Raw genomic sequence first — 11,621 nt, 5'->3', positions numbered from 1 at the left:
TAGGGTGAGTGATCATGGCAAGTCCACAACTCAAAAATGGGCATACACGGATTGCCAATGAAATCTTCGATCATATCATGAAGACCAATCTCAATGGCACACAATTCCGTTTGGTATTGGCCATTTGGAGATACACGTATGGTTTTCAGCGAAAAACAAATGAAATGTCCACAAGCTTTTTAACAAAAGCTATTAACGCCAACAGAACTCAAGTAAACAGAGAACTAACAACATTGATTGATAGAAACATAATCTCGGTTATTGGGATTGGTGCAAAAGGAGCGAAAATCATGGGATTTAATAAAAATTATAAAGAGTGGGATGAACAGTTGCCGTCTAATGAGATAGATTCTGAAATCCCTGCTCCAACTAAACAAGCAAAAAAATTAAAATATGATGAAGAAAATACTTATTACAAAATGGCAGTCTATTTTCATGAAAAAGTTGCTGCAGTTGCAAACGAGGCTGGAATATCTCACTTAATTAAGAAATCCAACATGCAAACTTGGGCTGATGATATGCGAAAGCTAATTGAAATAGACAAAGTTGATAAGCACTTGGCCAAACAAGTTATGGATTGGGTAACACAGGATTCATTTTGGTGCACCAATATTTTATCAGCGAAAAAACTTAGAGATAAGTTTATGGAACTAGCAATAAAGATGAATGCTGAAAAGAAACCTGTTCAACCAAAGCAAAAGCCGCAATATGATCCAAGAGATAAAGAAATAGCGTTCCAGCGATGGGTACAAGATGGGAATGATCCAAATGGCTTTGATTGGAGCAACTGAATATGAAATTGAAGCCGAGCAATCGGTGTTAGGTGCAATATTTCTTGAACCAAGTGTGATTGATGACATTATATTTCTTGAAGCACGAGACTTCATTAGTCCAAGACATCAGCAAATATATAGAGTAATGAAATGGCTGGATGCTAAGAATCAACCGATTGACATTACAACCGTTACAGAACTGTACATGCAACATAACAAAATGGATGAATTAAGTATTTCTTATTTAGCAGAATTAGCCGTTTCCTGTCCTACTGCTTCAAATATTGTATCCTATGCCAATATCGTTCGTTCTAGGGCGATAAGAAGACGTGGCACAGAAATAGGACAAAAAATCATGAATCTCTTACATGAGGATTTTGAAACAGACGATGATTATTTTGCTGAAATTGAAAAATTAGCATCAGAAGTACGACCAGAAGATGATGGAAAGATGCAAAGTTTGAGAGATTCACGGCAAGGTTATTTCGAACATCTTTTAAAACGAGCTGAATTTATACCTACTGGATTTAAACACTATGACAAATGGGCGCATGGTCTTTGGAGAGGTTGGCTGTTCGTTAGTGCTGGACGTCCTAGTGTTGGTAAAACAGCAATGCTGCTTCAAAGAATTATGGGTGTGGCCAAAAGTGGACCTGTATTAATTTGGTCACAAGAAATGGACAAGTACCAATTGTTTGATCGGATGATTTCAAATTCAACAGGCATTCAATATGGCCGCATTAAAAATAAGGACTTAAAGCCTGAGGAATTAGGAGTCATTGAATTTGCCTATAAAGAGCTAGAAAAGTTACCAATCTTTGTCCAGGATTCATCAGGTGTAACAATCGAGGAAGTAAGGGCTACAGCAAGGCGTTTTAAGAAGCGATACGGACAAATTGCAATGATTGCCGTCGACTATCTACAAATTATGAAGATTCCACAGCGAAAAAATGAAACAAGGGCACAGGCTATAGGTAATGTAACAACTACTGCCAAGCAAATAGCCCGTGACATGAATTGTTGCTTTATGATGTTATCGCAAATGACCAGAGAAAGCGACAATGTTAAAAAGCCGCAGTTATCACATTTAAAAGAATCATCATCCATTGAGCAAGACGCTGACGTTGTGGAATTTTTATGGCATGATCCAGCTGATAAAGCGCAACACGGCAAGGTCATTCAACAGTTCTTTGCAAAAGGACGAGACGTTGGGATGAATGAGTTTAAGTTGTTATTTATGGGATGGAAACAGAAATTTGTTGAGCTAGACAATCAGTAGAAAGAAGGTGCGATAATGCGAGGACGCTGTATACAAGCTCCAGATAAATCAAACCTTGTGGAAGGTGAAATATACTATCTGTTTCCACATGGGGGATTAGCTTATAACGTAAGCAGATTTCCGCATCCAGGTGCTCATTTTGGTACCTATCAAAAGAGTAGATTTGAGCTTGTAGACGTTGCTAGTGATGAGACTGTGAAAGCACCAAAAAAATATCTAGCTCGCGTTGTAAAACCTCCATCACATTCTTACTTGATTGGCGAGGAATACATTATCACTGAACCAGGAGCAAATGGCTATTACAGTGTATTTTCAAAAAATCGACCTAGTGTTGCACCTGTTGGATCGTTTAAAAATAATCGTTGCTTTGAAATCATTGAAACTTTTGAGGATATAGAAGTAAATTTGGTGAACGAAACACCCAAAATGGTGCAGAAAAAGGTGGAAACGGCGCACGATATGACAGTAATGGTGAACACACCTTTGAAAAAACAAGAATATGAGCAGTTGAGCTTATTTTGAGATAACCGTGATGAATATATGAAAGATATTGTACAGGAGGGAGTGAGGACTTGAAACAAATAAACGTAATATCAATCAGCGGTGGCAAAGACAGTACAGCAATGTGGCTCCTGGCACTCGAACGAGATACACCAAACTTAAAAGTGGTTTTTAGTGATGTTGGACATGAACATCCAGAAACCTATAAATATATTGATTATCTTGAAAAAGAGTTAGGACCTATTACAAGAATTAAACCTGACTTTAGCCAACAGATCATGCGTAAACGTGAAGTAGTAGACACTAAATGGCGCAAAGAAGGCGTATCAGAAACGATTATTAAGCAAGCTTTAGAAGTGCTGCATCCTACAGGTAATCCATTTTTAGATTTATGTATATGGAAAGGTCGTTTCCCTTCAACAATGTCCCGGTTTTGCACTGTTGAATTAAAAGTTAGACCGATGTTTGACCAAATATACGTACCAATCTTTGAGGCGGGCAACCATGTTGTTAGCTGGCAAGGAATCAGAGCAAACGAAAGTTTAAAACGTTCGAAGATGACCGAAACGGAAGAAACGCCAGAAGGTTATACAATCTATCGACCAATACTAAATTGGGATGTCTACGACGTTTTTAAGCAACATGATAAGCACGGAATAAAACCAAACCCACTGTATAAGCAAGGTATGGGGCGTGTCGGTTGTATGCCATGTATTAATAGCAAAAAAGAAGAATTGTACGAGATTGCTAGACGATTCCCGGAAGAAATTGAGAGAGTTGCATGCTGGGAAGAAATTGTGTCAAAAGCCTCTAAACGTGGATCATCAACATTCTTTACTAGTGATGACAGAGGACACGGAATCCATGATGTAGTTGAATGGTCAAAAACAACTTATGGCGGAGTACAATACGACCTTTTAAAACTGATGGAGGAAGTACCTATGTGTTCAAGCCAGTATGGGTTATGTGAGTGATACTGAACAATTTGAGAAATAAATACAATAAAAGATTTGGAGGATCATTATGAGATTCATTGGTATAGATCCATCAACTAAAACAGGATTTGTCGCACTTGATGAAAGTGGCCAAGTACTTAGAGCCAAAGAATTAACTGGCATAGGTGATAAAGATCCTTATCGAATGATTACCCTTATTGACGAAGTTATGGCCCACATGCAAAAGGGCGACATAATTACAATTGAGGGATTTGGATTTGCAACACAGCAAGGTATACAGCTTGGCGGAATCGGTTGGGGTATGCGAATGTCTCTAACTAGACGGGGGTTTAAATACTACGAAGTTGCTCCTAATGCTGTTAAGAAGTTCGTAAATGTTACTGGCTTTACTGGTGAAGTTGGAAACAAAAAGCGTCTTGCTGGTGCAGAAAAGAAAAAAGAAGTTATGAAAGCAGTAAAAGATCATTATAGATTTTCACATAAAAGTGACAACGTTGTTGATGCATATATTTTAGCTCAAATTGCGAGAATCATGTACCAGTTTTATAGACCTGATTTTATTGGTTGTCCTGTCTATCAAGCGGAAGTAGTTAAATCAATCTTAGGAAATAAAAGTATTGAAATGGAGAGTGTGAAGAATGGCTAAAGTTGAAGTAGATGTTCTTTTTAAAAAGATACAAAAAGATGATAAAAAAGAAGTTTTAGAGTTTCATATCCTTGGTGACGATGTTAAGTATAAATCAGAATTAATCGGTATGGCAGGCAGCATTGTAATTGTTGAAATTGCAGATGTTAAATTATCTGCAGAGATGAAATCTATTCAGCGCGATAGCAAGAAAGTTGTACTCAAATTTGAAGCTAAAGGCGATAGTGAAGAAAAAACTATTCAACTTTATCCAAAAGCAGGCTTTAACATCAAATTAACGCTTGAACAAAGCCAAATGAGCATTGAAGAATTTGAGGAAGGGCACGAGGGCGTTGAGTATAAGGTTGATGGGGATGGAAGTGTGTCGGTACCACCTGGTCAGATGAGTATGGATGAAGTCGATAAACTAGATAATGATGATTTACTAGATTGATACCAATTGCCCTGGTTGATGCCAGGGTATCTTTCTTGTTATAGAAGGAGGAAACAAACTTGGACTTTGAATTGCCCGAATTAGATAGAAAAGCCACACAAGCAGCTGTCGAGCGAGAATTAGAGAAATACCGCATTTTTAAACATTTAACCTTTGAAGAAAGGGAGGCTGCTACCACATCACATATTAATGACATTGGTGGAGGAAAGGCTAACTTGACGAGTGACCAAACAGGCTCAATAGCTATATACAACGTTGATGAAAAGAGTATAAGACGTAAATATTGCGAGCGTGTAGAACGTGCAGTTAAGAGGCTGCCACCAATGGAAAGATTCTTGATCGAAACAAGATACATGGCTGATGATGCCGAATACTTAACAGATATGAAAGTCTATTGTTTCAAATTTCAACCGCCTATTTCTGCAACTACTTACGATAAAATTCGTTGGAAAGCTTTCTACAAACTAGCCTTGGATTTAAATATAGCTCGCACTATGTAGAAAAAAAGTAGAAAAATAATAGAAAAAAAGTAGAAAAATAAAATGAAAATATTAGCAATTTAAAATGAAGCATTTGCTTTTATACATGTTAAATTAATATCATCGGGAATTGATTAAGGGAGACCTTAGTTAATTCCTTTTTCATTTTCATAGGTATTAACTGTCGCGGATTAGCGTCACCTATAATGTCGCTAATTAGCGTCACTTATGTCGCGGATTAGCGTCTAGTAATGTCGCTAATTAGCGTCTAGTGAAACGAGTTCCTTCATATAATGCAAAATCTCTAAAGAAAACAATAAAGAAAACAATAAAGAAAACTAACTAGCAAATACATTTTGCTAGGAAGAAATCTATTTAAAATTGAAAGGAGCAATCAATAAATGAAAGTACCAATTAGAACAACAGCTAATGGCACTGAGTATTGGGATAGTGAAGCAAAGAAGATATTATTTGCACCTGCAGGTATGAGACCATCTTTTGAAGTAACCGATAATCCTGAGTCAATGATATATGTAGAAGTTAAACCATTAACAGAAGCACCAGTAATTAATTTACAGGGCATGACTGCTACACAACTGAGAGAGTATGCCGAAGAAAACAATATCGATGTACCAGGTAATTTAAAGAAGCCTGATACAATACGTGAGTACATTGAGGAACAATTAGCAGTTGATGCAGAATGAAATATTGTAGTGAACAAGGATGCCGACAGTTAGTTAGTAAAGGTCGGTATTGTGATAATCATAGAAGAAAGAAAAGGAATGTAGGTGCCAGCAATAAGCCGTTCTATAGCACGGAGGCATGGAGGGATTTAAAGGCTGATTGTTATCGGCGAGATAAAGGAAGATGTACACGATGTAATAAGTTTGTCTTTGGTAAGACAGCACAGCATCATCACATCATACCAATCAATAAGAGGCCAGACTTAAAGCTTGATCCAGGCAACGTCACAACCTTATGTCCAACGTGTCACATGATAGTTGAACATGAGACAAAGCCGAAGCCAAAACATAATTTCAAATGGTGATAGCCCCCCTACCAAATTAATATTTTGGCCATTTTACGGTAGACCGTATGAGCATGGAAACGCGCGCCTCAAATTGATTTTTTGAAAAAATTTAAGTGTGACAAAGGCAGGTGAATAGGTATTGACCAAAAAACATGAACAGGCATTTGAGCTTTTTAAAGAGAGCGAAGGAAGTCTTTCAAATGCAGAAATAGCAACGTCTGTTGGTGCTGCAGAGTCTACAGTTAGAAAGTGGAAAAGTCGCTATAAATGGCTTGAACAATTGGGCGTAGTTCAGAATGTCACAGTTGAGGAAAAAGAAAGTGTGACGAAAAGTAAACCTTCTAATCGTGAACTGCAGCATAAACGAATAATTGATTCATTGGTGGAGGCCGGAACCTATTCACCTGCTTTGGATTTGTTAATTGAAGTGTACCTGGATTGTTTCGAAGAATATGAACAAGCAAAAGACGTTGGTGAAAATACTGAGAAGCTAAGAAAAGAATTAGCTAGATTACTTGGCCAACTTGGATTAGATGGCAAAAACAAAGACCTCATTAAAAAATCAGGAACATTACTTGCTAAAGGAGACGAGGAAAAGAAAAAAGAACCGGATCCTGATGTGAATGAAAGTAGTAAGCTTGTTCAATTTAGGCAGAGGAAAATGCGACCATGATAGATTTTGATGTAAATTATGCTGATGAATTTGTAAAAGAGTTCGATTCTAATCCAAAAGCTTATCCACACAGTATTAAATTAATGGTGAAGCGATATAAACGATGGAAGAAGCGTAAAGACATTTGGTTTGATAATGATAAAGCCAATGACATGTTATATTTCACCGAAACATTCTTGAAACATGCAAAAGGGAAATGGGCTGGCCAACCATTAATCTTAGAATCATGGCAGAAGTTTTACTTTGCTAACATTTACGGCTGGCAGCGAGAAAATGAATTTGGAAAAGCTGTGCGAGTTGTTCGAAATGCATACCTGCAGGTGCCAAAGAAAAACGGTAAAACAATTATGGGTGGTAGTCCTGTAATTTATGGTATGTATGGCGAGGGTGTTAAAGGCGCTGATTTCTATATATCAGCAAATACATTTGAACAATGCCAAAACGCTGCTATTCCTATCGGCCTAACGATTGAAAATAGTCCGGATTTGCGTCCAGGAACACGAATTTACAAGGGTAAAGAGGATTCAGTCCGTTCTATCAAGTACACCTTTGTAGAAGACGGTATAAAATACGCCAACACGTTAAAAGTTTTAACGAAGGATAATGCAGGGAACGAGGGTAAAAATCCATATTGTAACTATTTCGATGAAGTCCACGCCCAAATGGATCGTGAGCAATATGATAACTTGCGTTCTGCTCAAATTGCCCAGGAAGAACCTTTAAACATCATCACAACAACAGCTGGTAAACAAACAGGAGCATTAGGTGCTCAAATTCATGCTTATGCCAAAGAAGCAATGAAGAATGACAATGATGATTCTTGGTTTGTAATGATTTATGAACCAAACAAGGGCTATGATTGGGAAGACCGCGAAGTGTGGCGAATGGTAAATCCGAATATCGGTGTATCAGTGAGCATGGAGTTTTTAGAGAATGCATTTAAAGAAGCTCAAAATAATAGCTTCAATCGTGCTGAATTTTTATCTAAGCACCTCAATGTATTCGTAAACTATGCAGAGACATATTTCGATCTTGAGCAATTAGAAAAAATGCTTGTTGAAGATCTTGGAGAGATTGAAGGTTTAACATGTGTTGTTGGTGTCGACTTATCGAGACGCACTGATTTAACATGCGTGAGTATAAACGTCCCTACATCTACTGATGATGGAGAATCAATATTAAAAGTAAAACAGAGGTACTTCATTCCTGAATTTGGGATAGAGGAAAAAGAGCTGCAGCGAAATGTTCCCTATAAAGAGCTTGCAGAAAAAGGATTTGTTACATTATGTCCAGGAAAAACAGTTGATGAAGAAATTGTAAATGAATATGTTGAATGGGTATTTGAAAACTTTGATTTACGACAAATAAATTATGATCCAGCGTTGGCTGAAAAACTTGTTGAACAGTGGGAAATGTTAGGCGTACCATGCGTAGAAGTTTCTCAATATCCAACCGTTATGAATGAACCGTTAGATGATTTTGAAATTCTTCTTTTGCAGGATAAAGTAATAACAGATAATCCATTACTAATTTTCTGTGCATCTAATGCCAAAGTCATAACAAATATAAACAATTTAAAAACACCATCCAAGCGAAAAAGCCCTGAACATATTGACGGTTTTGTCGCTTTTTTAATTGGCCATAAAGAGACATTAAATATGATGGCCGAAAGTATGGATGGCTTAGATGAATATGTGAAATCAATTTATCGGTAAAGCGAGGTGAGAAAGTGGGAATAAGAGATAGGCTTTCAAGATATTTAGTAAAAAAACTTGAAAAGCGAGGCTTAATAGAGGATTCATTAGGCGGGAGTGTTCGGTTAAATGGATGGTTTGCTAATGATGAAAACATCTTACAGTCAAGTGATGTGTACGAACTATTACAAGACATAAGTAGTCAAATAGCATTGGCCCAGGTAGTAGTTGAAGACCAGGAAACAGGCAAGGACATCACGAGCCATCATGTTCTAAAATTGTTACGAAATCCAAATAAATATTTAACCGGCACAGAATTTATGAAGTTGATGGTGAACACTTATTTAGTAGAAGGTAAGGTTTTTCCCTTTTACACAGGCAAGGAAATTCATATTGTATCGAATGTTGAAACTGAAATAGACAGTCAACTAACCGAACATTTTAAAATAAACGGCACTGAGATACCTTCAAGTATGATTCGTCATATTAAAAATATTGGTCTCAATCATTTAACAGGGGTTGGACTAAAGCAGTTAGGTAAGGATACGTTAGAGGGCGTTATGAGTGCTGAAAAGGTACTGACAGATAAGTATAGAAAGGGCGGTATTCTTGCATTCTTATTAAAATTAGATGCTCATATCAATCCGAAAAATGGTGCTCAATCGATTCTAATCAATTCAATCCTGGATCAACTAGAAGGAATTGACGATAGTAGGACAATAAAGCTTATTCCGTTAGGAAAAGGATATGAAATTAGTGATTTAAAGAGTCCGATTGATGATTCTAAAAACCTGGCTTACTTAAATGTTTATAAAAAGGATCTTGGAAAGTTTTTAAATATTGATGTTGAAACTTACAGATCAATGTTAAAGACGGACTTAGAGAAAGCCATGATGTACTTACACAATAAGTCTATTAAATCTATCATGCAAAACTTTGAAGACCATTTGAGTCTTCTTTTTTTCGGTCAAAATTCGAATTTACGTTTGAAATTCAAGATTAATATTTTGGACTTTGTACCATACAGCACGAAAACAAATATTGCTTATAACCTTGTTAGAACAATGGTCGCAACGCCTGACGATGCTCGTGATGAATTACTAGGCTTTGATCGACTATTCACGGAAGAATCGATGAAGTTATATATTTCGAAAGATTTAATTGCAGGTGAAGACATTAATAAAGCAACAGATAACAGCTTGAAAGGGGGTGACGAGGGTGGCCAAGCAAAAGGAGATTCGGACGCTTGATATTCAAGGACTTCAAACGAGAAGCCAGGGCGATAGCGAAACGAATGTGATTGAGGGTTATGCAGCTGTATTTAATTCCCCTACAGATATATGGGGAATGTTTACAGAAATTATTGCGCCAGGTGCTTTTGCTGATGCAATTGCTTCAAATGACGACATACGCGCTTTATTTAACCACGATTGGAACAATGTTTTAGGAAGAACCAAGAGTGGAACATTGCGCTTGTCAGAGGACGCTAGGGGGCTTAAATTCGAAGTCGATTTGCCAAATACAACATTGGCTAGGGATTTATCGGAGAGCTTGAAGCGTGGAGATATTTCTCAATGCTCATTTGGTTTCGTTCCTACAAGTGAAACTTGGGATTACGAACCGGAAATACCTGTCCGAACAATTAACAGTGTTGAACTACATGAAATCAGTGTGGTAAGTATTCCAGCATATGAAGATACAGAAGTATCGTTGCGCTCGAAAGAAGCGAATAAATCGATTGAACAACGATTGAAATTAATACAACAAATAAATTCAGTTTTGGAGGAAAACAAACATGAATAAAAAACTATTAAAAGCATTACAGAAACGTTTAAAGGGGCGCTTAACAGAATTACGCTCACAATTAGAAGCTGGCGATATTGCAGATGATGCAATCGAAGGTGTTACGACTGAAATTCAAGAACTATCTGACGAGCTTAAAGAAACGGAACAAGCGCTTGCTGATTTTGAAGAAAATACAGGGAATGAAGATTCTGAAAATCGTAGCGGTGGCAATTCTAACGAGGACGAGGACAAAAAAGAAGACGACGAAGATGATGAAGAAGAAGACACAAATAAAAAAGATCCTGAAAATCGTAGTGGAGGCATTTCACAATCAGCACAAGCTGCAGTAAACGCTATTGGAAATGCGTTATCAACACGTAACGCTAAATCTACTAAAAAACGTGAAGCTGAAATCCGTTCAGCTTTTGCTAACTTTGTTGTTGGTAACATTTCAGAGTCAGAGGCACGCTCACTTGGTATAGAAGCAGGAAATGGATCTGTAACAGTACCGAAAGTAATTGCAAAAGAAGTTATTACTTATGCTCAAGAAGCCAATTTACTAAGAAAATATGGTACTTATGTGCCTACTGACGCGGATATTAAATACCCTGTACTTGTTAAAAAGGCAGCTGCTAATGTCAATAAAAAAGAACGTTCAGCCGAAATTACAGAAACAGACATCGAGTTTGATTCAATCGATTTAGATCCAGCAGAATTTGACGCGCTTGCTACGATTACAAAAAAATTATTAAAACGTACGGGTGTAAACATTGAGCAAATTGTAATCGATGAATTGAAAAAAGCTTATGTTCGTAAAGAAATCAATTACATGTTCAATGGTAACGATGCAGGGAACGAGAATCCAGGGGCTTTAGCGAAGAAAGCTGTTGCTTATTATGAATCAACTGCAGTATCACTTGAGACAGATGGATGGTCACAACGTTTATATGCTCAATTAGTTAAAATGAAGGGCCAACCAGTTACAGAAGTGCTTAAAAAATCAATGTGGATGGTCAACCGCGCTGCATTAACAGTTTTGGAGGGTATGACAGATACAACAGGTCGCCCATTACTGTATGAAGCACCTAATGGAGCAGGCTATAAATTAATTGGTCATCCGTTAGATTTTACTGATGCTACAGATGGAACAGATCCAACTAAACCAGTGTTCTATTTTGGTGATTTTTCAGCATTCTACATTCAAGAAATTAAAGGTGGAATGGAATTACAAAAATTAATCGAAAAGTTTAGCGGTACAAATAAAATTGGTTTCCAAATTTACAATCTTATTGACGGCCAATTAATTTATTCACCATTCGAGCCAGCTGTTTACCGTTATGAAGTAGGAGCCACTAAACCAGGGAGCTGATTA

Annotated in this window: 14 protein-coding genes; all 14 read left to right on the top strand. The window is 37.2% G+C overall.

Going from position 1 to position 11,621, the window contains the following annotated elements:
* The first annotated feature begins 14 nt into the window (after nucleotides 1-14).
* The 14 genes from MKY08_RS15355 to MKY08_RS15290 all read left to right on the top strand — a co-directional run bounded on the left by MKY08_RS15355 (nucleotide 15) and on the right by MKY08_RS15290 (nucleotide 11,618).
* Entirely contained in the window at nucleotides 15-791 is a 777-nt protein-coding gene (locus tag MKY08_RS15355) for a replication protein (RefSeq protein WP_081327851.1), read from the top strand.
* Nucleotides 769-2,052, top strand: coding sequence for a DnaB-like helicase C-terminal domain-containing protein (locus MKY08_RS15350; protein ID WP_069508566.1), 1,284 nt, complete (start codon nucleotides 769-771; stop codon nucleotides 2,050-2,052). The genes MKY08_RS15355 and MKY08_RS15350 overlap by 23 nt, the downstream gene beginning before the upstream one ends.
* A gap of 15 nt (nucleotides 2,053-2,067) precedes the next feature.
* Nucleotides 2,068-2,574: a hypothetical protein gene (locus tag MKY08_RS15345; protein WP_069508564.1), complete on the top strand. Its 507-nt coding sequence runs from the start codon at nucleotides 2,068-2,070 to the stop codon at nucleotides 2,572-2,574.
* Between the two features lie 50 nt (nucleotides 2,575-2,624).
* Nucleotides 2,625-3,527, top strand: coding sequence for a phosphoadenosine phosphosulfate reductase family protein (locus MKY08_RS15340; protein ID WP_081327850.1), 903 nt, complete (start codon nucleotides 2,625-2,627; stop codon nucleotides 3,525-3,527).
* 49 nt (nucleotides 3,528-3,576) lie between these two features.
* Nucleotides 3,577-4,155 (top strand): hypothetical protein, encoded by a 579-nt coding sequence (locus tag MKY08_RS15335; protein WP_069508562.1) that lies wholly within the window; start codon nucleotides 3,577-3,579, stop codon nucleotides 4,153-4,155.
* A complete protein-coding gene (locus MKY08_RS15330) occupies nucleotides 4,148-4,588 on the top strand; it encodes a hypothetical protein (protein WP_069508560.1) in 441 nt (146 codons plus the stop codon). The genes MKY08_RS15335 and MKY08_RS15330 overlap by 8 nt, the downstream gene beginning before the upstream one ends.
* 59 nt (nucleotides 4,589-4,647) lie before the next feature.
* Nucleotides 4,648-5,088, top strand: coding sequence for an ArpU family phage packaging/lysis transcriptional regulator (locus MKY08_RS15325; protein WP_069508558.1), 441 nt, complete (start codon nucleotides 4,648-4,650; stop codon nucleotides 5,086-5,088).
* 380 nt (nucleotides 5,089-5,468) lie between these two features.
* A complete protein-coding gene (locus MKY08_RS15320; RefSeq protein ID WP_069508556.1) occupies nucleotides 5,469-5,771 on the top strand; it encodes a hypothetical protein in 303 nt (100 codons plus the stop codon).
* Nucleotides 5,768-6,115 carry an HNH endonuclease gene (locus MKY08_RS15315; RefSeq protein ID WP_025218454.1) on the top strand — a complete coding sequence of 116 codons (348 nt, stop codon included), beginning with the start codon at nucleotides 5,768-5,770 and terminating at the stop codon, nucleotides 6,113-6,115. Before MKY08_RS15320 ends, MKY08_RS15315 begins: the two co-directional genes overlap by 4 nt.
* A gap of 121 nt (nucleotides 6,116-6,236) precedes the next feature.
* Entirely contained in the window at nucleotides 6,237-6,770 is a 534-nt protein-coding gene (locus MKY08_RS15310; RefSeq protein WP_081327848.1) for a phage terminase small subunit-related protein, read from the top strand.
* Entirely contained in the window at nucleotides 6,767-8,485 is a 1,719-nt protein-coding gene (locus MKY08_RS15305; RefSeq protein WP_069508554.1) for a terminase TerL endonuclease subunit, read from the top strand. The genes MKY08_RS15310 and MKY08_RS15305 overlap by 4 nt, the downstream gene beginning before the upstream one ends.
* A gap of 14 nt (nucleotides 8,486-8,499) precedes the next feature.
* Nucleotides 8,500-9,714: a phage portal protein gene (locus MKY08_RS15300; RefSeq protein ID WP_069508552.1), complete on the top strand. Its 1,215-nt coding sequence runs from the start codon at nucleotides 8,500-8,502 to the stop codon at nucleotides 9,712-9,714.
* On the top strand, nucleotides 9,683-10,267 hold the full coding sequence (locus tag MKY08_RS15295; RefSeq protein WP_069508550.1) for an HK97 family phage prohead protease: 585 nt from the start codon (nucleotides 9,683-9,685) through the stop codon (nucleotides 10,265-10,267). Before MKY08_RS15300 ends, MKY08_RS15295 begins: the two co-directional genes overlap by 32 nt.
* On the top strand, nucleotides 10,260-11,618 hold the full coding sequence (locus MKY08_RS15290; protein WP_069508548.1) for a phage major capsid protein: 1,359 nt from the start codon (nucleotides 10,260-10,262) through the stop codon (nucleotides 11,616-11,618). Before MKY08_RS15295 ends, MKY08_RS15290 begins: the two co-directional genes overlap by 8 nt.
* Nucleotides 11,619-11,621 lie beyond the last annotated feature (3 nt).

The organism is Lysinibacillus sp. FSL M8-0337 (genome assembly GCF_038593855.1).
Lineage (GTDB): Bacteria > Bacillota > Bacilli > Bacillales_A > Planococcaceae > Lysinibacillus > Lysinibacillus sphaericus_D.
This window is presented reverse-complemented; position numbering and strand designations above follow the sequence as displayed.